Genomic DNA, 21861 nt, shown 5'->3' with positions numbered 1-21861 from the left:
TGCATGAGAACCATCGATATCACCCGCGAACCGGTTGAACTGTACAAGATCCTCAAATTCGAGGGGCTGGTGGCGACGGGGGGCGAGGCAAAACTGCTGATTGCCGACGGTCAGGTGCGCGTCAACGGCGAAACCGAAACCCGCCGACGGCGCAAAATGCACAGCGGCGATATGATCGAGTTTCGGGGCGAGCGCTTTACCTTGCATCTGGCATAATGGGCCCGGCGCACGTGGAGCACCTTCGCTAAGGGTCGACCCCAGCGCACACTTTTCGGGCCAGCAGTACCAGGGGGCAAACCGTGTCTCAACAACACCTGCAGCAATTGCGTCAGCTGATGGCCTACGAGGCCTCGCGGAATGCACCTCCCGCAGATTTCCCCCGGTTGCCCCCCCTGCCCTCGGCTCGCTACACCGATGCGGCCTTCCACGCCCTCGAACAGGACATCCTGTTCCGTAAAACCTGGCTACTGGCTGCGCATCTGGACGAAATCCCTGAACCCGGCTGCTTCCAGCGTTGGGATATCGCAGGTGCACCGGTGGTTCTGGTACACGCTGACAACGGCGATATCCACGCGCTGATCAACCGCTGCAGTCATCGAGGCGCTCCGGTGGCCATGGACGAACGGGGCAAACGGAAGCGCCTCACCTGTCCCTATCACGGCTGGAGCTACAGCCATGAGGGCGAGCTGCTCGCGGTGCGTGAATCGCGGGACTTTGCTGCGCTGGATACCGAGGCACTGAGCTTGCAGCGCTTGCGCTGCGAGCGGCTAGGGAAGCTGATATTTGTCAATTTTGATCCTCAGGCGGTGAACCTGCGCGAAAGCCTTGGGGCACTCGTGGAGGAGTGGGCCGAGTTCGACCTGGACAACTGCCGTCTCTCCCGGCGTGATCGCTTCTCCGTGCGCTGCAACTGGAAGATCGCCATGGAGGCGAACCTCGAGGTCTACCATGTACCGAGCATTCACGGCAAAACCGTGAGCCCGGTGCTCGACGCCAGGCGCAATGTAAACAGCTTCTACCCCGGCGGCCACAGCAGGATGGTCGCCCCCATTCCCAAGGGGCACGCACAGCCGGCCTGGACATCCAGGTGGCCGGACATTCCGACAGCGGGAGACATCGCCAGAACCTGCACACAGTCCTACAGCGTGTTCCCCAACCTGGTGATGCCGCTGAACCAGTTTGTGATACCGCCTATCCAGTTCTGGCCGGATGGTATCGACCAGTGCATTGTCGAGACCTGGACCATGGCACCGGACTGGGGGCCCGACACCGACCGCGGCCCCGACATGTGGACTGAGGATGACGGAGCACGGCCCAGCCGTGTCCTGCGCGAAGACATCGACATGTCAGAAGCCATTCAGGCAGCCCTGGACCCTCAATCAAACAGAGGTATTCCATTGAGCTACCAGGAGGCGCGTATTTATCACTGGCACCAGTCTGCCGACACAGTCGTCGGCGCCGCGAATGTACCTGAGGGGCTCAGGGTGCAACCCGTTCTCGAAGACGCATGGCTGCACCCCAATGAACCACGCCTGCGCTGACCCGGCTAGTTCCTTGCACGCCAGCTCTGCCCGTCCTCCGGGTCAGCGATAATCTCCTTGCTCCTGGCACAGACGGCTGAGACGCGCTCCGCAGACAGTTGAGTGTGGGCAGCAATCGCTGTGGCGTGATGATGATCAGGCGCACCCTCCTCTTCGGCATCGCGCAGGAACTGCAGAATAACGCCCTCCTGAATCTTGAACTTCACCCACCGGTACAAGGCCACGTGGGCGATGACCGCCACCACGACGACCACGAAAACCACGGCTTGCGCACTCATCATTCACTCCAGAGCGTCATGTGACAGGAAACCCCTTTTACCGTTTCATCCATTCGCTGTATTGTAACGCCGTTAGTCATTCAGCGTTTCTTCCGGTCATCACTGAACCGTTTGCGGCGTTTGAGGCTCAGTTGTGAACGCCACGCGCAGACGCCGCGCCGCGGTGATACGTCACGTCCTGGAGGAGATGTTATTTCGATGAACTACGATGTCGCCATTGTCGGCGGAGGCCCTGCCGGAAGCACACTGGGATCCCTCCTGAAAAAGTATCACCCGGATCTCAGCGTGGCGATTTTTGAGCGTGAACAATTCCCCAGAGAGCATGTCGGTGAGAGCCAGCTGCCGCCGATAGGCAAGATCCTCGCTGAAATGGGCTGCTGGGACAAAGTAGAGGCCGCCAACTTCCCCATCAAGATCGGAGCAACCTACCGCTGGGGAAACAGCCCTGACCTGTGGGATTTCGAGTTCCTGCCGATCAAGGATTTTCGTGATGAACCGCGTCCGGCCCGATTTGTCGGCCAACGCCAGCAAACCGCGTTTCAGGTTGACCGCGCGCGCTACGACAAGATCCTTCTGGATCACGCGGAAGAACTCGGCTGTGACGTTCACTATCAGTGCCACGCGACCCCGGTCATTGAGCAGCCGGGTGAAATCTCCGCCCTGTCCCTGGGCGATGGCCGCAACGTTACCGCAAGCTACTATGTGGACGCCTCGGGTAGCGCCGCGGCCTTGCGCCGACCACTGGGTGTACAGGTTGATGTCCCCACCTCACTGAAAAACGTCGCGTTCTGGAGTTACTGGGAAAACGCAGAATGGGCTGTGGAAATCGGCACCGGCGGCACCCGCGTGCAGGTAATGAGCATCGGCTCCGGGTGGATATGGTTCATTCCGTTATCCCCCACGCGCACCAGCATCGGTCTGGTCTGTCCCGCCGCCTATTACAAGGAGTCCGGCCTCTCGCCGGAGACCATTTACCTTGAATCCCTCCCCAAGGACCCGCGTATTGCCGGCCTGATTCGCAATGCAAGGCGCGAGGAAAAAGTATACGGCACCAAAGACTGGTCATTCCTGGCGCAGCAATCTGCCGGTAAAAACTGGTTTCTTGCGGGGGAGTCCGTTGGCTTTGCCGACCCGATTCTCGCGGCCGGAATGACCCTCGCGCAGACAGGTGCACGGGAACTGGCCTATATCATCCCGGAGCTGCTGCGCGATGCAGACAAGAACAACTGGCTGAAACAGTGGTATGAGCACACGCAGAAGAAACGTATTGGCCAACATATTCGCTTTGCGGATTTCTGGTATTCCTCCAACGGTCAATTCACCGACCTGCAGGACTACACGTCAGAAATTGCGAAAGACGCCGGCTTGCAAATGAATCCCCAGAAGGCCTTCCAGTGGCTGGGCACCGGCGGTTTCACCAACGACACGACGGGACAAGCCGGAATTGGCAGCCTGGACCTGGCAGGGCTGAAGCAGATCACACAGAAATTCACACGCGGCGCCGTAAACTGGCAGCTGAACAAGTACAACCGCTTCAAACTGAACCTGCGCAATGCCACTCGCGGCCACGCGCCCCTCTTTAAAAACGGCAGGATCACTGTTGACGCGAGCTATACGCGCGGCCAGAAAACCCTGGTGCTCAGCGGTATGTACGCACTGGTGGTGGAGGTGCTGAAAAAGCATAAAACCGCACAGTCCATCTACGAAGCCCTGCACCACTACTTCCAGCAGCGGCGCGACCTGGGTGCTCCCGTACAACTGCTGGTGCACCACGCGTTACAAGCGCTGGAAGTGTTGCTGCTGGAAGGTTGGGTGCAGGGCAGCGTAAAACCGGGGTTACCCTACCTGAAGCTGGAAACACCCGAGGAGGGGGAAATCATTCATACCAATCGGGACTAGGCGCACAGCAGCAACGGGGACTGTCAGCTTATTTTACAATTCCGGGGCCAAGACAGCCCGCCAAGAATATTTTTTTGTTTTGCCACAATGGGTTACAATCACTGGCATGAAGTGTGCTCATGTTACAGCAGGTTACGCAGGAGAGTACACCATGAAACACCTAAAACAGACGACACTGGCTGCAGCATTGGTCCTCGGGGCGGGTTTCTCATCGCTCACCAGCGCAGCTCCCACCAGTTATGCCGGGACCGGAGGCGCACTGCCCGATCTGGTTGATTTTTCAAGTTCCATTACCGTTGTCGACACCGGCATCATCAACGACGTCTTCATCTCGTTGAACGACTTCACCCACACATGGATTGGCGACTTTTTCGCTACATTGACCTTCGATGATGGCTCAAGCGAGGTGTCTGTGGTGTTGTTCGACCGGCAGGGTGGTTCGAACAACCCCGCTGGAACCTATACCTTCGCCGACGGTGGCACAGCCGGTTTCGGTGCAGGTAACCCCATCCCTGAGGGTACGTACGCGGCGGTAGGCAGTTTTTCGGTTTTTGATGGCCTGTCCGCGGCAGGCACCTGGACACTCAACCTGGACGATCGGGCAGGGCTTGACGCAGGCAATCTCGGCAGCTGGACGCTGAACATCGATACCGGGGAAGCTCCCGCACCGGTTCCAGCGCCCGCCACATTGGCACTGTTTGGCCTGGGCCTTGTCGGGCTGGGCTGGTCACGGCGCAAAAAGTCGAACATCTGACCTACACCCTCTCAGGCACCACTCAAAAAGCCCCTTTCAGGGGCTTTTTTGTTACTCGTGACTCCGGAACCGCCTCACCTCTGAAGTGCTGAACGCTCAACGCGCCGTGTTTCGACCTTCAAGTTGCCATCTGGCTGATGCGGTAGCGATGGATCATCACAGCGCTCGCTCCGGTTTCTCGCACGCCTGTCTTCCTGTGATACACGGCGGCGCAAAGCCTTTTACCGATTCAGCGTTTGCCTGTATCGTAAAACGATTGCAACCAACTCGCTGAGGCATATTCCCCATGGCTGACTACATCCCCCCAAAACTGGATTGGGTACGCGAGCACGTAGCGCTCTACGAGGGCAGCGGCGGCACCCAGGGTACCACCCTGCTGGATACTGGCATGCCCTGCATCCTGGTCACCCACACCGGGCACAAGACCGGCGGCATCCGCAAGATCCCCCTGATGCGCGTGGAGGTGGACGGGAACTATGTGCTGATCGGCTCCATGGGCGGGCAACCGCAGGATCCCGCCTGGGTGGCGAACCTGCGGGCCAACCCGAACGTGCAGATACGCGACAAAACCGAGGTCTTCGACATGCGCGTGCGCGAAGTGACGGACCCGGAGGAGCGGACGCGGCTGTGGGCCGCAAGCGTGGAGGCGTACCCGCCCTATGACGACTACCAGGCCAAAACCACCCGCGTAATCCCGGTGTTTCTGGCAGAGCCGCGTTAGCCCGGCTTCAGGCTTTCGTCGCTACCCGAACGCCCTGCTTGCTTTTCGCTTCGTACATGGCTTCATCGGCCCGTGCGAGAGCGACTTCCAGGGTGTCGCCCTCCTTGATGGCGGTGATACCCAGGGAAATGGAGACATCCAGTGGCTTGCCGTTGTCATTGAAACCGGCATCCAGCACTTCATTGAAGGCGCTGACTGCGTAGGTTTCGGCACCCTCCGTTCCCGTATCCGGCAGCAGGATGACGAACTCGTCACCGCCAAAACGGCACACCACGTCCGTGACCCGGGCGCGGGATTGCAGAATGTCGGCAACCTTGACCAGCACGAGGTCCCCTGCGGCGTGCCCGTAGGTGTCGTTGATCTGCTTGAATTTGTTGCAGTCGACAAAGACGATGGAGAGCTTGGCGCCACTGCGCTCCCAGCGCGCAAACAGCTCCGCCGCGCGCTCGTCAAAACCGTTGCGGTTATAAACGCCAGTGAGTTGATCCTTGATCGCGAGGTCGGTTTTGTTGCGGATTTCCGTGCGCAACACCTCGGCTTCTGTTTCCAGCCGGGTCAGCTGCTCGGACAAGGCATCCACCTTTTCCTGCGCCTCCTTGTGCTGCTGCCGCTCCGCCTCCACGTGTTCCGCCATGTGCTGAGTGATGTTTTTCAGCGTCTCCTCAAACGCCTGGCGCATGGCGTCCATATCACCGCTGCGGCTGGCCGTGCCGAGCACACCAACATCGGCCACCACCTGACTCTGCAAGGACTCGGACCGTTCCACTGAACGTTCGCCGCCGCGGGTGACATCGACCACCAGTTCCTCAAAACCACCGAGACGCTCACGAAGGGTGTCCAGAAAGTCGCTGGTTTGCAGGCGTTCCTGGCGAATCCGACTGTCGATGCTGTCCATTTCACGCGTGACTTCACGCATCAGCGACTGTGCCTGCTCCACAATCGTGACGTTGGGCAGCGCATCCCGCAGGGCCTTGCTGCGCACCTGCGAGCCGTTGATGACGTCGATGTGGTCCACCAGCCGGTGTACGAGGCTGGTGAACAACTCGAGGAAATGATCGTAATCGGCACTGTCAGAGGCGCGCCGCTTGAACAGGCCGCGCACGCCGCCCTCGGAGCGCGACTGCCGCGCCGCCACCTCCTTCAGGGCCTCCGTCGCCGAGCACAGCAATTCGCCCAGCGCCTGCTGGCGTACGCCCTGAGAAGGATCACCAGAGATCTTGCGCACCAGATCCGTCATGCGCTGGTGATCTTCTGTGCGCAGGGGCATGGACTTGATAATGGAGGACAGGCCGGAAAGATCGTGTGAAGCTGGCAACGCGCTGCCGTTGTCGGGCGATTGGCCCGTGACGGTCATAACCACCTTGGCCAGGTGATCGGAGGCAGCGGCCAGATCGCGGCCATCGGCGTTGTCGTGGATCAGGCGCCGAATGCGCGCGAGAGCTTCATCAATGCTGTCGCTGTTGCCCTCCGCCATACGCGCCAGGCGCAGAGTCAAACGTGTGAGAGCTTCAGAGCGCTGCATAGTTGTTTCCGTTCGGTGTTTCTTTTTTACACGCTTTCATCGAGTGCAACGTCCAGGTAGTAAATGAAAGCGAGAATCTCAGCAACTGTAATATAAAGGCTTTCGGGTATTTCGTCACCTATGGGGATCTGACAGAGCAGCTCCACCAGCTTCTGGTTCTCATACAGCGGGATATCGTGCTCGGTCGCCAGGGCCCGAATACGGTCGGCCAGTACACCCTCACCACTCGCCACTACTGTCGGCGCGCCCATGCCGGTGTAGCGCAGCGCAGCTGCACGCGAGGGGGGAAGGTGGTCGCGCGAATCATTCATGCGCGCAGATCCAATGACGAGGGCGTTACAGGGGGCGCGGTGGAACCGGCAGTCGGCGGGCGACTGATCAGACCGGCCAGCGAGAGACCGCGATTCTCCAGCGCCGATTCCAAGAGCCCGCTGCTTGCCTGCACGAGGCGCCGCACCGCCGGCCGGTCACTGATCACCTCCACCGCCAACTGGCCCTGGGTCAGCCGCGCCTCCACAGCAATCTGCCCAAGCCTGGGCAGCTCGAGATTCAGCTGCAGGCGCCAACGTTCCTGCTCGTCAGGGTCACCCGGCTGCGGCGCTTCGCGCTCAAGCTGCAGTTGCAGCTGTCGGTATTCCTCCTGCCACAGGAACGGCAGGGTGAACAGCCAGCTGCGCGCAGTGGCGGTGTCCCCCGGCAGGGAGGCCAGTTGATTGGTGGTGATGGCGGTCAATGCGGATTCGAGTTCCTGCCGCAGTGCGAGTAGCGCCGCCGCATCGGCAGCGCGCGTGGGAATGGCGTTGACCCCTTCGAGTCGCGCATCCACATGGGCCAGCACGCGGGCAAGACTGGATTTCAGGTCGACGGGCGGAGGGGCCGTACCGGGCGGCTTGCCGGCACTGTGCAGCAGCTGGGCCTCACTGAAGGTGCCTGAGGCGGCCACCGCTGCGCGCAGGCCTGAAGGCTGCAGCAGCTGGGCGGCGCGGGGAACAGCACGCAACAGCTGCCGCACCAGCGCCAGGCTCTCCGTGGGCAGGGCACGCACGGCGCCATCCGCCGGCTGCAGTTGCCCCACTACACGTGCCAGGGCGTTCACTGTTTCGAGGCCCGGCGCCGCGGCACCCAGCAGGCGCACATTGCCACTCTGCTCCGACGCCGCCGCACCGCCGGGCGGGGCGATAATGCGCAGTACCGCCTGGGGCTGCAGCTGGCGCACCTCCAGCAGCAGGCGCGCACCCTGCTGTACGGGAATATCGGCGGTGGCAGTGATCTGCAGCCCCCCCACCCGCAGCACCAGCTCGCCGGAGGGCCGCTGCCCGGAGACCAGCGCCGACAGGGTCTGCCCCACCTGCCAGTTCTTCAGCCACAGGCCGAAGTTTTTCTGGTCCGTGCGGGCGGCGGTCAAGGCCAGCTGGATATCTTCCACGTCGTCGCTTCACCGGTCGGGAGTCACACCGAATGTAGCATGAAACCCGGCGGACTCGCACCGCGAGAGAGCTGACGCGCACGTGGGGTTGTCTGTATACTCCTGTTACACAGGGAGTTTGGTGTTACAAACGGACTAGGCGCTTCGCCTCCTGAAGACCTCGGAGATACAGCTTTATGGATCTGGCTACACTGCTCGGACTGCTGGGCGCCATGGGCGTGGTAATGGCAGCGATCATTACCGGCGGTTCTCCGATCATCTTCATGAACGTGCCCTCCATTCTGATCGTCCTGGGTGGTACGGCGCTGGTCGTCATGATGAAGTTCACCCTGGGGCAGTTTTTCGGCGCGTTCAAGGTGGCGGCCCGCGCGTTCATGTTCAAGCTGGACGAGCCGGAAGACCTCATCGCAACCGTGGTTGAGCTGGCGACCATCGCCCGCAAGGAAGGCATGCTGGCGCTGGAAAACGCCGAGATCAACAACGAATTCCTCCGCGACGGCGTGCGCATGCTGATCGACGGCAACAACCGCGAGGTGGTCAGCGCGGTGATGAGCAAGGATCTGCAGCAGACCATCGACCGGCACAAATGGGGCTCCAAGGTGTTCTCCGCCACCGGCGACGTCGCACCCGCGATGGGCATGATCGGGACCCTCATCGGCCTGGTACAAATGCTCTCCGCCATGGATGACCCCAAGTCCATCGGTCCGGCCATGGCCGTCGCCCTGCTCACCACGCTCTACGGTGCGGTGCTCGCCAACATGGTCGCCATCCCCATCGCCGACAAGCTGGATTTGCGCAAGGCGCAGGAAGGGCGCATCAAGGCCATGTGTATCGACGGCGTACTCGCGATTCAGGAAGGCCAGAACCCGCGCATCATCGAGTCCATGCTGAAAGCCTACCTGGAGCCCAAGGAGCGCAACAAGGAAGCCGCTGAGGCATGATCGACTTCGAGGAAGAGGAAGAGTCCAAGCCGGGGGCGCCCATGTGGATGGCGACCTTCGCCGACCTCATGTCGCTGCTCATGTGCTTCTTCGTGCTGCTGCTGTCCTTTTCGGAAATGGATGTGCAGAAGTACAAGCAGATCGCCGGGTCGATGAAAAATGCCTTCGGCGTGCAGCAGCAGGTGAAGGTGGAGGACATTCCCAAGGGCACCAGCATCATCGCCCAGGAGTTCAGCCCCGGCAAGCCGGACCCAAGCCCGGTGGACACTATCCAGCAGGTCACGGCGGACACCACCCGGCCTTCGCTGGAAGTGGGTAACCCCGATGCACCGCCGCGCGAGCTGAGTGACGACGAGGCGCGCGAAATCGTCCAGCAGGAAATCGAATCCCTGTTGCTGGAAACCCAGCAGGATGCTGAGAAACTGCGCGAGATACTCAAGGAAGAGCTGGATACGGGAAAAGTCGACATCGAGACCAACCAGCGCTCCATTGTCGTCCGTATCCGCGAGAACGGCTCCTTCCCGTCGGGTTCGGCGGTATTGAACCAGGATTTCCTGCCCACCATGGAGCGTCTTCGGGATGCACTGGCGACCATCCCCGGCAAGATTTCCGTCGAGGGCCATACTGACGATGTGCCGATCAGCGGTGGTCAGTTCCGCTCCAACTGGGATCTGTCCGCCAGCCGGGCGCTGTCCGTGACCCATGAATTGCTCGAGGACGGCGTACTCTCCGACGAGCGTATTGTCGTCGTCGGCTACGCCGATACCCGCCCCTTCACCTTCAACGACAACCCCGCCGGCCGGGCGCTGAACCGGCGCGTGGAGCTGGTGATTCGACAGGGTGCGGAAACTGCCGAGGAGACCGGCCTTGATAACATCCTTGAAGGCAACCCGGAAATACTGGACATACTCGGCGTAGGCGCCGGGCGCTGAATCAGACCCCTATCTCATGTGGACAAGCCGACCATGACAACATCCAGCAGCGAACGCAGAAAGTATTACCGGATCAACGATGATGTCCTGCTCCACTACCACGTCGAAACCAACAGCGATGAGGATACGTCGCGCGGCGTTCAGCTTGAGGTGGCCACCGGGGCCATTCTTGCCGAGATCGACCGCGAACTGAATCACACCATCAACCGTGTGTGGGCCCACGACCCCGATGTGGGCCGCGCGCTTGGCCTGCTCAACCGCAAGATTTCGGTGCTCGGCTCCCTCGCCGCCTCAGCGGAAGGTGGCCCTGGCCCTGTCTCCTACCAGCGCACTACCGTGAGCCTGAGCGGCAGCGGCATTGCCTTCGAGGCCCGCGAAGCCCTGGCGGCTGGCACGGTGGTCATCATCGAAATCGGCCTGCTGCCATCACAGTCCAGCCTGCGCCTGCAGGGCCGCGTTGTTGCATCGCCGGAAACAGTGGCCAGCGGCAGCGGCTATTGGACACGGGTCGAATTTGATGAGGATCTGGATCAGCAAGAGGAGCTGATTCGCCATGTGGTACAGAAACAGGGGATGCTTCTGGCGGACAGCCGCTGATCAGCAGCGCTCGTCAATATTGCCGCCGAGGCGCTTTTTCCGCGGCGTGGTGCTTGCCGCGGGGGTTGCGTTGTTTTCATCCTCGGGAGCGGGCCTGGGCTGCTTCCTCGGCTTGTCGTCGCGCTTGATCGGGCGTATTCGCGTCAGGGGGGTCAGCCCCCGGTCGTCCACCGGTTCCACCATGGCACCTCTCCCACGGGCAGCCGCCCAGCCTTAGCGGGCCTGTGATCGCTCGTCATTGATGCCTGCGTCCAGTGCCAGCACCACCAGCACAACACGCCGGTTTTCGGCGCGTCCGGCTTCGGTGTCATTACTCGCCGCCGGGTTCTGTTCCCCGAAGGCTACCGCAGAGAGGCGGGCGGGATCAATGCCACTGCTTTCGAACAGGCGGACCACTGAAGAGGCGCGGGCCGCGGACAATTCCCAGTTGGACGGGAACAGGTCGTTGCGAATGGGAACATTGTCGGTGTAGCCCTCCACACGCACACGATTGGGAATCGGGGCCAGTACGCCGGCGATACGGCTCAGCACGGGCACCGCGCGGGCCAGCAGCACACCACTGCCGCTGGGAAACAGCAGCGTTGAGTCGATTTCCAGCGCCACCCATTCCTCATCGACCGATACCCGCACCTGCTGCGACGCCAGCTCGCCCTCGACCTCGTCGCTCAGGGAGCCCGCCAGGGCATTGAGGTCTGCCCCCCCCTCCGCCGCCTCGTCCGTGCCGGAGGGCACCCGCAGTGGCACGGAGATGGAGTTTTGCGCCAGCGCCTGCGGCACCTGTTCGGCAGGCACACTGCTGCGCACCAGCTCACCGACCTGAATCGGGTCCAGCGAGCGCTGCGGCGCGCCGAAAGCGGTCACGATGGAGTCCGACAGCACCCGATAGCTGCCCTCATTGGCCGAGGACAGTGAATACATCACCACGAAGAAGGCGAACAGCAGGGTGATGAAATCCGCATAGGACACCAGCCAGCGATCCTGGCTGTCGGATATCTCAGGCGGCCGGCGTCGACGCATGGGCTACTGCAGGTATCCTTCGAGCTTGCTGCGAATGGCGCGCGGGTTGTCGCCGTCGGCAATCATCACGATCCCGTCGATCACCATTTCCTGATACTGCAGCTGATCCGCCGAGATCGACTTCAACTTGTTGGCAATAGGCAGGAAAAACAGGTTGGCAAAACCGACCCCGTAGATGGTGGCGACAAACGCCACCGCGATGCCCGACCCCAGTTCCGCAGGGTCCGACAGGTTCTGCATAACGTGAATCAGGCCGAGCACGGCGCCGAGGATACCGATGGTGGGCGAGTAGCCACCCATCGCTTCATACACGCGCGCCGCCCGCGCCTCGCGCACATGGGCGTTGTCCACCTGTACTTCCAGCACGCCGCGTATGACATCGGGGTCGAAACCGTCCACCAGCAGGCCGAGGCCCTTGTTCACAAAGGCATCGGCGCCACCGGCGGTGAGTTTTTCCAGTGCCAGCAGGCCGTCTCGCCGCGCCGTCCGGCTCCAGCCCAGTACTTCTTCCATCAGCGCCTCCCGCGGGAACTTCGGCGGAAACAGGATCCAGCGCAGGCGCTGCAGGGCCAGGGCAAAGTCCGCCAGCGGGGTCTGCACCATCACCGCGCCGAGGGTACCCCCGGCGACAATCATGAATGCCGTGAGCTGCATCAGGGCCCCCACCTCGCCGCCCTCGAGCATGTTGCCCACCACAATCACGCCAACCGCCAGCGTCACCCCGAGGAGGGTGAGCATGTCGAACGATACTCTGGGCGAACCGGGTTTCCCCGCCACTAGACGCTCCTCACTCTTTCCAGGCTTCCAGGGTGACGCGCAGGCGGGCAACCGCCTGCCCGTGCAACTGCGACACCCGTGACTCGGAGACGCCGAGCACCAGGCCGATTTCCTTCAGGTTCAGGCCATCACCATAGTACAACGACATCATCAGTTGTTCTTTTTCCGGAAGCTGCGCAACAGCCTGTTGCAGCGCTTCGTGAAAGCCGGCCTCGCCCACCTGACGCAGAGGGTCACCGTGCTCGTCACCGGCAGAGGACGCCACATCGTCATCCAGCTGGCACATGCGGGCACAGGCCAGCTCGCCGGCCAGGCTCTGGTATTCCTCCAGCGACAGCGAGAGTTCCGCCGCAATTTCGGCCTCGCGGGCCGGCCGCCCCTCGCGCAGGCTGACGCTGTTGATCGCCTGGGCGACCCGACTGAGGTTGCTCTGCACGCTGCGCGGCAACCAGTCGCTGCCGCGCAACTCATCGAGCATCGCACCCTTGATGCGAATACCGGCATAGGTGGCAAAACTGGCCCCCTGCTCCGGGTCATGCTGCTCGCGGGCCTGTAGCAGGCCGATCAGCCCGGCCTGCATCAGGTCGTCCAGTTCAACACTGGCGGGCAGGCGCGCCGCCAGGCGCAGTGCGATCTGCTTGACCAGCGGCAGATATTCCCGCACCAGTCCATCGACACCGGTCTGCGCTACGTGTTGATAAGCCGCTGTACGATCCATAAGCCGGCGTCAGCCTGTCTTCTCCCGGGCGGCCAGCATGCGCTCGATAAAAAAGGCCATGCCGCCCCCCAACTGTTGCGGCGGTTCCGCCTGAATCCGCCGGGCAATGTCCTGCAGCGCGCGCGCCGAGGGGGAGCGCGGGTACTCCAGCACCACGGCGCGCTGGGCCTGCACGGCTTTGCGCAGGAAGTTATCGCGCGGCACGCTACCCAGCCAGCGCACATTGACGTCCAGGTAGGCATCGGTGGCGTTGCACAGCTTGGCAAGCAGTTGCCGGCCCTGCAACTCGGAGTCCATCATATTCGCCAGGATATCGAAGCGCTTGACGCCGCAGTCGCGGTTCAGCACCTTGATCAGGGCATAGGCGTCGGTCAGCGAGGTGGGCTCGTCACAGACCACGACAATCACCCGCTGGCAGGCACTGGTGAAGGTGAGGACGGCGGTATCAATACCGGCGCCGGTATCCACGATCAGCGTGTCCACCGGTTGTTCCAGTTCGCTGAAGGCCTGCACCAGCCCGGCCTGTTCGGCCGGTGTCAGGTTGGCCATGCGGGCTACACCCGAACTCGCCGGCACCACAGTGATGCCGCCGGGACCGGTAAGCAGAATATCCTGCAGGGTTTTTTCGCCGGACAATACGTGGCTGATATCCCAGCGCGGGCGCAGGCCCAATGCAATATCGACGTTGGCGAGGCTGAGGTCGGCATCAAACAGCAGGACTGACTGGCCCTGCTGGGCGAGTGCCACGGCAAGGTTCACGGAGACGTTGGTCTTACCCACACCCCCTTTACCACTGGTTACTGCAATAACATTCGTGGGGGCCTGCTCGCCCATGTCAGGTTTTCCTGTTGTTCATTCAACTTGCCATGGCTGTCACACCAGCCCTTGATGCGGGCACCGCATCGGCGCGCCGCCGCTGCCGCAGCCAATCCGCGGCGAGTGCAATCAGCTCTCCTGCCCTCGCCGGTTGCAGGTCGTCCGGCACGCGCTGGCCGCTGCTGGTATACGCCACCGGCAACGCCGCGCGGATCAGGGTGTCCAGAGTACCACCCAGACCCGCTGCCTCGTCCAACTTGGTGATGATAGCACCGCTCAAGCCCTGCCTTCCAAGAGAATGCACCAGTTCCCGGGTCTGGGCCACACCGGCGGACGCCGACAGCACGGCCAGCACCGTCACCGGGACGGGGCTCGCCCGCAACAGCGCGATCTGGCTCAGGAGACGCGGGTCGCGCTGGCCCATACCCGCAGTGTCGATGAAGATATGGCGGCGATTGCGGAAATCACGCAGTGCCGCGTAGAGTTCGGGCCCCGTGCCGACGCTGAGCACGGGCACATCCAGCAACTCGGCGAAGGTCGCCAGCTGTTCCTGGCCACCAATGCGGTACTGGTCCATGGTGATCAGCGCCACCTGCTCGCGCCCATCGGTGAGCGCGGCGCGGCCCGCCAGTTTGGCGATGGTGGAGGTTTTACCAACACCGGTAGTGCCGACACAGGCGACCACCCGGGTGCCACCGGGCAGCCCGTCCGGCAGGGTCAGCAGACGCGACTCCAGTGCCGCCAGGGTGCGCTGCCAGAGCGCTTCCAGGCCGCCACTGGAGGGCAGTGCGTCCGTAATGCCCTCGCTGAGCGCGCGGGAGAAGCCCATGCGCGCCAGCCGCTGGTTCAGGGTCGCGCGCACCGGTGCCTTGTCGGCACTGTCCCGCCAGTTGCGCTGCTGCAGCTCGGCCTCCAGCAGGGAGCGCAGGTTGGCCAGCTCGTTCTGCAACTGCACCATGCCCAGCTCGTTCTCGACCGGGGCCGGCGCCGCGGGCGGCCGCTCGCTCTCGGCGGCGGCCTGTTCCACCGCCTCCAGGTTACAGGCTGCAACCACCTCGACACCGTCGGCAACCCGGCGGTTGCTGAGAATCACGGCCTCGGCACCGAGTTCCTCGCGCACCAGCGCCAGAGCGCTGCGGCTGTCACGGGCACTGAATCTGCGTATGTTCATTGTTTCTCTCCCTGTAGCGCACCGGCGCTACCGCCAATGGTGGCAACCACCTTGATCGTTTTGGTCGACGGTATCTCGTCGTAGGCCAGAATGTAGAAATTCGCCATGCGCCCGCGCAGCAGACGCGACAGGAACAGCCGGATATTGCCCGCCACCAGCAGCACCGGGTTCTTGCCCTCGGCTTCCAGCTTTGCCGAAGCCGCGAGCACCTGGCGAATGACGCTGTCCAGCAGAGAGGGCTCCAGCCCCCCCGCACCCTGCTGGATAGAACCCAGCAAGATCTGTTCCAGTTTGGAGTCAAGCGCCATCACGGACATCTCGTCCCCGGTACCATTGATGTTCTGGAAGATGGAGGGCCCGAGGGCGATACGCACCCTGGCGGTCAAAGCGTCAGAATCCTGACCCTTGCCCGCCTGATCCGCCAATGCTTCGGCGATGGTACGCATGTCGCGCACGGGAATACCCTCCTCCAGCAGGTTCTGCAGCACCCGGGTCACTTCACCCAGCGACATGGCGCTGGGCACCAGGTTTTCCACCAGTTTCGGGGACGAGCGGGCCAGCTTGTCCAGCAGTTGCTGCACACCGTCCTGCCCGATCAGCTCGCGGGCGTGGTTTTTCAGCAGCTGACTCAGGTGCGTGGCGATCACGGTGCTGCTGTCCACCACCGTGTAACCCTTGGTCTGGGCATCGCCACGCTGGCCGGGGTCAATCCAGACCGCGTCGAGACCGAAGGTCGGGTCGCGCGTGGCCACCCCTTCGAGGTCACCGAAGGTCTGCCCCGGGTTGATGGCCAGCTCGCGACCGGGGAAGACCTCGCCCTCCCCGACCACCACGTCGTGCAGGCTGATGCGGTAGGCGTTGGGCGAGAGGTCGAGGTTGTCGCGGATGTGCACGGAATGCACCAGGAAACCCAGCTCCTGCGACAGTTTCTTGCGCACGCCCTTGATGCGACTCAGCAGGTCACCGCCCTGGTTGCGGTCGACCAGCGAGATCAGCCGGTAGCCGACCTCGAGGCCGATTTCATCCACTTCAGCAACATCGTCCCAGCTCAGCTCGGTATTCTCCGGTGTGCGCTCGGGGCGCACAGGCTCTGGCTCGGCTTCACCGACCTGCTGCGACTGCCAGCGCAGGTAGCCCATGACCCCGAGCAGCAGGGCAATAGGTACGAACACCACACCCGGCATGCCGGGCACAAACCCGATCAGGCCGATAATGCCCGCGGCGACAAACAGGATGCGCGGGTTGCTGGTGAGCTGCAGTGTCACCTCCGCACCCATGTCCTGGGCGCTGGAGACGCGGGTCACGATAATGGCCGCGGCGGTGGACAGCAGCATGGAGGGAATCTGCGCCACCAGGCCGTCACCGATGGTGAGCAAGGTGTAATTCTGCGCTGCGTCCGTGGCGCTGAGGTCGTGTTGCAGCATGCCGATGGCGATACCGCCGAGCACGTTGATCAGCAGGATGAGAATGCCGGCGATGGCGTCGCCGCGGACGAACTTGCTGGCACCGTCCATGGCCCCGTAGAAATCCGCTTCGCGCGATACTTCCTCACGCCGGCGCAGGGCATCATCCTGGCTGATCAGGCCCGCGTTCAGGTCGGCGTCGATCGCCATCTGTTTGCCTGGCATGGCGTCCAGGGTGAAGCGCGCGGTCACTTCGGAAATGCGCCCGGCACCCTTGGTAACCACCACGAAGTTGATCACCACAAGGATAGTGAACAACACCAGGCCAACGGCATAGCTGCCACCCACCACGAATTCGCCGAAAGCCTCGATCACCCGACCGGCTGCTGCTGTCCCGGTGTGGCCTTCCAGCAGGACCACGCGGGTCGAGGCCACGTTCAGGCCCAGACGCAGCAGCGTGGCAATCAGCAGCACCGTCGGAAACGCGGCAAAATCCAGCGGCCGCGAGGAGTACACCGCAGCCATGAGGACAATGATCGCCAGGGCGATATTGAAGGTGAACAGCAGATCGAGCACCAGCGGAGGCAGTGGCAATACAATCATCACCAGCATCAGCATCAGCACGATCGGCGTGCCGGCACCGGTCAGCAGCGCCTGCCAGGACAAGCCTGGCGCGCCCGCTGCGACTGCCGCCGGGTTCTCAGTCGCCATCAGCGGCATCCTCATCCATCAGGTCTTCGTACTCGGGCGGAATCTCCAGCGCGGTGGGACGTGGTACATAGTCGGTCGGCCCTGCCCGGCGCAGCTGGAACAGGTACGCCAGCACACGCGCTACCGCGAGGTACAGGCCGCGGGGGATTTCCGCGCCGATCTCGGTGGAGGCGTACAGGGCCCGGGCGAGCAGCGGGGCCTCGAACAGCGGCACCTTGTGCGCGCCCGCCACGCTGCGGATCTGCAGGGCAATCAGGTCGCGACCCTTGGCCACCACCCGCGGCGCGCCAGTGCCCTCGGCGCTGTAGGCGATCGCCACCGCGTAGTGTGTGGGGTTGGTGATCACCACGTCGGCGGTGGGGATGTCGCTCATCATGCGCCGCTGGGCCACTTCACGCTGCAGGGTGCGAATGCGCTGCTTGATTTCCGGCCGGCCGTCGGTCTCCTTCATTTCGTCGCGCACTTCCTGGCGGGTCATGCGCAGCTTGCGGTGGAAGTCCCACAGCTCAAAGGGCACATCGAACAGGGCAATCAGGGCCATGGAGGCGCTGAGCAACAGCAGGCTCCAGGCCAGCAGCGCCGCGGTGGAATGGCTCGCGGCGCCCGGTGCCAGGCTGCTCAGCTGCAGGATATCGCGCTGCAGCAGGCCGAACAGGGCGAAGGTCACGGCAAGGATCAGCAGGAACTTGAGCAGGGCCTTGGCCAGTTCCAGCAGGCCCTTGAGGGAGAAGACGCGTGCCAGGCCCTTGACCGGGTTGATCTTGTCGAAGCTAAAGCTCATGGACTCGGCGGAAAACGCCCAGCCCCCCATCAGCAACGGCCCGGCAAACGCCGCCACCAGCGACACCAGCAGGAAGGGCGCCAGCAGCAGCAACGCGGTGAACATCATATGCATGAAGTGCACGGGCAGGTGCACGGCGTTGAAGGTCAGCTCCCGGTCGGCGGAAAACGCCTCGGTCGCCAACTGGAACATGCCCTCGACCATGGCCGGGCCCAGGGTCAGCAGGCCAGCCGCGGCGGCCAGCAGGGTGATGGTGGTGTTGAGTTCCTTGGACCGCGGCACCTGCCCCTTGCGCCGCGCTTCCTGTTTGCGTCGCTCGGTGGGTTCTTCGGTGCGTTCCTGCCCGGACTGCTGCTCGTCTGCCATCAGAACACCATCAGTGCCTGGTCAATGCCGGCTTCCAGGAAGCGCCGCATTGCGGACAGAAAAGCGGGCATCCCCAGCAACAGGAACACAAAGCCGACCAGAATGGTCACCGGGAAACCCACGGCGAATATGTTCAGCTGCGGCGCCGCCCGGGTGATGACACCGAGCGCGATATTGGTCATCAGCACTGCGGTCAGCGCCGGCAGGGCGAGCACCAGTGCGCTGGCAAAAATACCGCCGCCCAGCCCTGCCAGGTTGGCGAAAGTGCCGGGATCAAAGCCCGGCTGGCCCGGTGGCAACAGCACCAGGCTGTCGCCCAGCGCGGCCAGCAGCAGCAGATGACCATCGATGGCCAGGAACAGCAGCGTGGAAAGAATGACGTTCAGCTGGCTCACCACCGGGACCTGTACCCCGTTCTGCGGGTCTATCGACATGGCAAAACCCAGGCCCATGCTCATGGCCAGCGTCTCGCCGGCCACCACCACCGCGGCAAACACCATCTGCATGACGAAGCCCATCGCGGCGCCGATGGCCACCTCCCGCGCGGCGAGCAACAGACCCTCGCCACTCAGCGGGTTGGCGACCGGGGCCGCGGGCATCAGCGGCGCCACCAGCGCTGCAATCAGCACCGCCAGCAACACGCGCACCCGCACGGTGATGTTGGCGGCACTGAACACGGGCGCCACCAGCATCAGCGCGGAGACGCGCAGGAAGGGCCAGTAGTACAGCTGCATCGCCGCCAGCACCTGGTCGATGTCGAGTGGCAGGCCGCTCATCCGAGCATTCCCGGAATTTCCGTGTACAGGCGCTGGGTGAAGGTGATGGCCACCTGCAACATCCAGGGCCCGGCGACGAACAGTGCCACCACCAGTGCGATCAGCTTGGGGATGAAGCTCAGGGTCATTTCCTGAATTTGCGTGGCCGCCTGGAAGATACCGATCAACAGGCCCACGGCGAGAGCGGACAACAGCAGCGGTGCCGCCAGCAGCACCGCCAGCCACAGCGCGTCCATGCCCACATCCAGTACGGTTTCCGGCGTCATGGGCGGCTACACCACGAAACTGTTGACCAGGGTGGACGCCACCAGCGTCCAACCGTCAATCAGCACGAACAGCATGAGTTTGAAAGGCAGGGACACCAGCATCGGCGACAACATCATCATGCCCATGGACATCAGCACGGAGGCGACCACCAGGTCGATGATCAGGAACGGCACGAACAGCAGAAAGCCGATCTGGAACGCGGTTTTCAATTCGCTGGTGAGGAAGGACGGCAACAATACCACCATCGGCACCTCTTCCGGCGTCTGAAACGGTCCGTAGCCGCCGAGTTCGGCGAACAGCAACAGGTCGTTCTCCCGGGTCTGGCCGAACATGAATTCGCGAAAGGGGTCGCGCGCCGCCGCCAGTGCCTGGTCGAAATCGATGGTTTCGTTCATGTAGGGCAACAGGGCGTTCTGGTAGGCCACGTCGAACACCGGCGCCATAATGAACAGGCTGAGGAACAGCGCCAGCCCGAGAATAATCTGGTTCGACGGTGTCTGCGCGGTACCCATCGCCTGGCGCAGGATCGCGAGCACAATCAGGATTCGGGTGAACGAGGTCATGGTGATCAGGGCTGCGGGCAGCAGCGTGAGCACCGTCATCAGCAGCAGAATCTGGATGTTCATGGAATAGTTGCTGCCGCCCCCCGAGGTGGGGGTGACCGACACCAGTGGAATCGTGGCCTGCGCCTGCGCCAGACCGGGCATCACCAGCAGACCGAGCAGCACGGCAGCGGCTGCCCACAGAAGATGCAGTCGCGACCGCGTCATTTGCGCGTTCCCAGCGGATTGACACTGTGCAGGATGGCGGCGAAATCCGTGCGCTGCGGCGCGTTCGCCACGTCGGGCACCACCGGCTCGGCAAAGACGTGCAGTGTCCGCACGCTGCCCGGCGCCACACCGAGCAGGATCTGCTCGTCCCCTGCACGCAGCAGCACCACGCGCTCCCGGCTGCCGACGCTGGCGCTGGCCAGCACCGCCAGCCGGGCATTGTTGCCGCTGCCGCCGCGACTGAAGCGGCGCATCAGGTAGAGCATGCCGAGAATGCAGCAGAACACCAGGAGCAGGGAGCCAAGCACCTGCACCAGATAACCGGCGCTGAACAATTGCGGGCTGTTCACCGGACTTTCTTCAGACGTTCAGAGGGGCTGACCACATCAATCAAGCGCAGGCCGAAACGCCCCTCGAGTTCCACCACTTCGCCGCGGGCAATCAGGGTGCCGTTGACCATCAGGTCCAGGGGCGCATTGACCTCACGGTCCAGCTCCACCAGGGCACCCTGGTTCAGCGCCAGCAGATCCTTGATGGACATCCGTGTGCGCCCTATCTCCACCGACAGGGTCACCGGCACGTCCAGCAGCAGGTCGAAATTGATCTCACCGCCGCCGGCGCCGCCGGCAGTGCCGGGCGACAGCTGCTGCAGCGTCTCGCCAGCGGCTTCGCCGGCGCCCTGTTCGTCCTGTTCACTCATGATCTCATCCTGTGCTTTTACCCGCCGGCGCATCGGTGCCGGCAAATCCCGTGATCTTGATCGCCTTGTGCCCCTCGTAGGCGCCGTAGCGGCCGCTGGCCAGACGCACGCCCTCCACGCAGAGGTCCACCTCGTCGGGCACTGCAATGTCGATGACCGAACCGACCCGCAAACCGAGGACTTCACCCAGGGTGAGTTCGCGGCTGGCAAGCATCACCGCGACATCCACCTTCACCGCGGGCAGTTCGCGCCGCAGGTGCGGCCCCCAGCCCTGCCCGGCGTCCTCCGCCGCGGCTTTGCGCGGTGCGCTGAAACGCTGTTTCCAGGGCTCGAGTGCCGCGAAGGGCAACAGCAGGGCGACGTCTGTCGTCAATTCGTTGAGGGTGACGGCAAACACCATCTGCACCAGCTTGTCGCCGGAGGGCAGCGAGGCGATGGCATCCACATGCGGTGCGGTATGCGCTTCGCCCGGCTCCAGCGGCAGTTTGTCGGCCCAGGCGGCGACCAGCGACCCTGTCACCTGTTCTGCGACACGCTCGGCCAGCCGCAGCTCGCTGGGCGTCAGGGCTGTGCGCGGCAGGTTGGCGACGCTGCCGCCGCGCACCCCGCCGAAATAATCGTTGACCAGTTGGGACAGCAGCGGTGCCGGGCACACCACATGACCGTGGCCGGCCAGCGGTGCCAGCTCCAGCGTGGACACCGCCACGCTTTCCGCCAGCGATGCCAGAAGCTCCTCGCAGGAGAGCACCCGCAAGCCTGCGGCCGCCACCTCGAACTCACTGCCGAACACATCCTCCAGGCCCTGTGCCAGCTGTTCAGCCTGCCTCTCTTGCAGGGGGGGCAACAGCGTCAGCTGGTTGAGCAGCGATTGCTCGCGGGCGGTGAAGTCGAAGGTGCGGTAACCGCCGCTGCCGGCGGTATTGCCACCGGTCAGCGCATCGAGTTCGCCTTCAGAGAGCAGATCGCTGCCAGCCATA

At 63.1% G+C, this 21861-nt stretch carries 26 protein-coding genes; 8 read left to right on the top strand and 18 right to left on the bottom strand.

Annotated elements, in window-relative coordinates:
- Nucleotides 1-3 precede the first annotated feature (3 nt).
- Complete coding sequence (locus R3E49_RS13015; protein WP_290745040.1) at nucleotides 4-216, top strand: RNA-binding S4 domain-containing protein; 213 nt, start codon at nucleotides 4-6, stop codon at nucleotides 214-216.
- A gap of 83 nt (nucleotides 217-299) precedes the next feature.
- The gene (locus R3E49_RS13010) at nucleotides 300-1541 is read left to right on the top strand and encodes an aromatic ring-hydroxylating dioxygenase subunit alpha (RefSeq protein WP_371295443.1); all 1242 of its coding nucleotides are present in this window, start codon (nucleotides 300-302) and stop codon (nucleotides 1539-1541) included.
- 5 nt (nucleotides 1542-1546) lie between these two features.
- On the opposite strand, the gene R3E49_RS13005 is transcribed toward R3E49_RS13010, so the two are convergent.
- Entirely contained in the window at nucleotides 1547-1819 is a 273-nt protein-coding gene (locus tag R3E49_RS13005; protein ID WP_371295442.1) for a hypothetical protein, read from the bottom strand.
- Nucleotides 1820-2017: 198 nt separating this feature from the next.
- Between R3E49_RS13005 and R3E49_RS13000 the strand changes: the two genes are divergently transcribed.
- From R3E49_RS13000 to R3E49_RS12990, 3 genes are all read left to right on the top strand, one after another.
- A complete protein-coding gene (locus R3E49_RS13000) occupies nucleotides 2018-3718 on the top strand; it encodes an NAD(P)/FAD-dependent oxidoreductase (protein WP_371295441.1) in 1701 nt (566 codons plus the stop codon).
- A gap of 151 nt (nucleotides 3719-3869) precedes the next feature.
- Entirely contained in the window at nucleotides 3870-4472 is a 603-nt protein-coding gene (locus R3E49_RS12995; RefSeq protein ID WP_371295440.1) for a PEP-CTERM sorting domain-containing protein, read from the top strand.
- A gap of 286 nt (nucleotides 4473-4758) precedes the next feature.
- The gene (locus R3E49_RS12990; RefSeq protein WP_371295439.1) at nucleotides 4759-5193 is read left to right on the top strand and encodes a nitroreductase family deazaflavin-dependent oxidoreductase; all 435 of its coding nucleotides are present in this window, start codon (nucleotides 4759-4761) and stop codon (nucleotides 5191-5193) included.
- Nucleotides 5194-5200: 7 nt separating this feature from the next.
- Here R3E49_RS12990 and R3E49_RS12985 read toward each other — a convergent pair whose 3' ends face one another.
- Genes R3E49_RS12985 through R3E49_RS12975 form a run of 3 tightly spaced genes read right to left on the bottom strand, consistent with a single transcriptional unit; the run spans nucleotide 5201 to nucleotide 8141 of the window.
- The gene (locus R3E49_RS12985; protein ID WP_371295438.1) at nucleotides 5201-6715 is read right to left on the bottom strand and encodes a GGDEF domain-containing protein; all 1515 of its coding nucleotides are present in this window, start codon (nucleotides 6713-6715) and stop codon (nucleotides 5201-5203) included.
- A gap of 26 nt (nucleotides 6716-6741) precedes the next feature.
- The gene (locus tag R3E49_RS12980) at nucleotides 6742-7026 is read right to left on the bottom strand and encodes an EscU/YscU/HrcU family type III secretion system export apparatus switch protein (RefSeq protein WP_371295437.1); all 285 of its coding nucleotides are present in this window, start codon (nucleotides 7024-7026) and stop codon (nucleotides 6742-6744) included.
- Nucleotides 7023-8141, bottom strand: coding sequence for a flagellar hook-length control protein FliK (locus R3E49_RS12975; protein ID WP_371295436.1), 1119 nt, complete (start codon nucleotides 8139-8141; stop codon nucleotides 7023-7025). Before R3E49_RS12975 ends, R3E49_RS12980 begins: the two co-directional genes overlap by 4 nt.
- Nucleotides 8142-8317: 176 nt before the next feature.
- Here R3E49_RS12975 and pomA point away from each other — a divergent pair, with 176 nt between their 5' ends.
- The 3 genes from pomA to R3E49_RS12960 are packed head-to-tail and all read left to right on the top strand — an operon-like array spanning nucleotide 8318 to nucleotide 10611.
- Nucleotides 8318-9082, top strand: a complete 765-nt coding sequence (gene pomA, locus R3E49_RS12970) for a flagellar motor protein PomA (protein ID WP_290745059.1) — start codon at nucleotides 8318-8320, stop codon at nucleotides 9080-9082.
- A complete protein-coding gene (locus R3E49_RS12965) occupies nucleotides 9079-10014 on the top strand; it encodes a flagellar motor protein MotB (RefSeq protein WP_371295435.1) in 936 nt (311 codons plus the stop codon). The genes pomA and R3E49_RS12965 overlap by 4 nt, the downstream gene beginning before the upstream one ends.
- Before the next feature lie 33 nt (nucleotides 10015-10047).
- A complete protein-coding gene (locus R3E49_RS12960) occupies nucleotides 10048-10611 on the top strand; it encodes a PilZ domain-containing protein (RefSeq protein ID WP_371295434.1) in 564 nt (187 codons plus the stop codon).
- Here the strand turns inward: R3E49_RS12960 and R3E49_RS12955 are convergent, their stop codons facing one another.
- The 14 genes from R3E49_RS12955 to R3E49_RS12890 form a co-directional block, all read right to left on the bottom strand.
- Entirely contained in the window at nucleotides 10612-10794 is a 183-nt protein-coding gene (locus tag R3E49_RS12955; RefSeq protein ID WP_290745065.1) for a hypothetical protein, read from the bottom strand. It abuts the gene before it with no gap.
- Nucleotides 10795-10824: 30 nt separating this feature from the next.
- A complete protein-coding gene (gene motD, locus R3E49_RS12950) occupies nucleotides 10825-11628 on the bottom strand; it encodes a flagellar motor protein MotD (protein ID WP_371295433.1) in 804 nt (267 codons plus the stop codon).
- A 3-nt stretch (nucleotides 11629-11631) separates the two neighbouring features.
- Nucleotides 11632-12366 carry a flagellar motor protein gene (locus R3E49_RS12945; RefSeq protein WP_371295432.1) on the bottom strand — a complete coding sequence of 245 codons (735 nt, stop codon included), beginning with the start codon at nucleotides 12364-12366 and terminating at the stop codon, nucleotides 11632-11634.
- A 49-nt stretch (nucleotides 12367-12415) separates the two neighbouring features.
- The gene (locus tag R3E49_RS12940) at nucleotides 12416-13123 is read right to left on the bottom strand and encodes an RNA polymerase sigma factor FliA (RefSeq protein WP_371295431.1); all 708 of its coding nucleotides are present in this window, start codon (nucleotides 13121-13123) and stop codon (nucleotides 12416-12418) included.
- Between the two features lie 9 nt (nucleotides 13124-13132).
- Nucleotides 13133-13957, bottom strand: a complete 825-nt coding sequence (locus tag R3E49_RS12935) for a MinD/ParA family protein (protein WP_339638063.1) — start codon at nucleotides 13955-13957, stop codon at nucleotides 13133-13135.
- A 22-nt stretch (nucleotides 13958-13979) separates the two neighbouring features.
- On the bottom strand, nucleotides 13980-15110 hold the full coding sequence (flhF, locus tag R3E49_RS12930; RefSeq protein ID WP_371295430.1) for a flagellar biosynthesis protein FlhF: 1131 nt from the start codon (nucleotides 15108-15110) through the stop codon (nucleotides 13980-13982).
- Nucleotides 15107-17131 (bottom strand): flagellar biosynthesis protein FlhA, encoded by a 2025-nt coding sequence (flhA, locus tag R3E49_RS12925; RefSeq protein WP_371295456.1) that lies wholly within the window; start codon nucleotides 17129-17131, stop codon nucleotides 15107-15109. Before flhA ends, flhF begins: the two co-directional genes overlap by 4 nt.
- Nucleotides 17132-17213: 82 nt before the next feature.
- Nucleotides 17214-18371, bottom strand: a complete 1158-nt coding sequence (gene flhB / locus R3E49_RS12920; RefSeq protein WP_371295429.1) for a flagellar biosynthesis protein FlhB — start codon at nucleotides 18369-18371, stop codon at nucleotides 17214-17216.
- Nucleotides 18371-19147 carry a flagellar biosynthetic protein FliR gene (gene fliR, locus R3E49_RS12915; RefSeq protein ID WP_290745077.1) on the bottom strand — a complete coding sequence of 259 codons (777 nt, stop codon included), beginning with the start codon at nucleotides 19145-19147 and terminating at the stop codon, nucleotides 18371-18373. The genes flhB and fliR overlap by 1 nt, the downstream gene beginning before the upstream one ends.
- Nucleotides 19144-19413 carry a flagellar biosynthesis protein FliQ gene (gene fliQ, locus R3E49_RS12910; protein WP_290745080.1) on the bottom strand — a complete coding sequence of 90 codons (270 nt, stop codon included), beginning with the start codon at nucleotides 19411-19413 and terminating at the stop codon, nucleotides 19144-19146. Before fliQ ends, fliR begins: the two co-directional genes overlap by 4 nt.
- Nucleotides 19414-19419: 6 nt before the next feature.
- Complete coding sequence (gene fliP / locus R3E49_RS12905) at nucleotides 19420-20121, bottom strand: flagellar type III secretion system pore protein FliP (protein ID WP_371295455.1); 702 nt, start codon at nucleotides 20119-20121, stop codon at nucleotides 19420-19422.
- 59 nt (nucleotides 20122-20180) lie between these two features.
- Nucleotides 20181-20534, bottom strand: a complete 354-nt coding sequence (gene fliO / locus R3E49_RS12900; protein ID WP_371295428.1) for a flagellar biosynthetic protein FliO — start codon at nucleotides 20532-20534, stop codon at nucleotides 20181-20183.
- Complete coding sequence (fliN, locus tag R3E49_RS12895) at nucleotides 20531-20884, bottom strand: flagellar motor switch protein FliN (RefSeq protein WP_290745087.1); 354 nt, start codon at nucleotides 20882-20884, stop codon at nucleotides 20531-20533. The genes fliO and fliN overlap by 4 nt, the downstream gene beginning before the upstream one ends.
- A 4-nt stretch (nucleotides 20885-20888) precedes the next feature.
- Entirely contained in the window at nucleotides 20889-21860 is a 972-nt protein-coding gene (locus R3E49_RS12890) for a flagellar motor switch protein FliM (protein ID WP_371295427.1), read from the bottom strand.
- Nucleotide 21861: the final 1 nt, after the last annotated feature.

The organism is Haliea sp., assembly GCF_041395985.1.
In the GTDB taxonomy this organism is placed as follows: domain Bacteria; phylum Pseudomonadota; class Gammaproteobacteria; order Pseudomonadales; family Halieaceae; genus Haliea.
The sequence above is the reverse complement of the archived record's forward strand: the minus strand, read 5'-3'. Positions and strand labels throughout refer to the sequence as shown.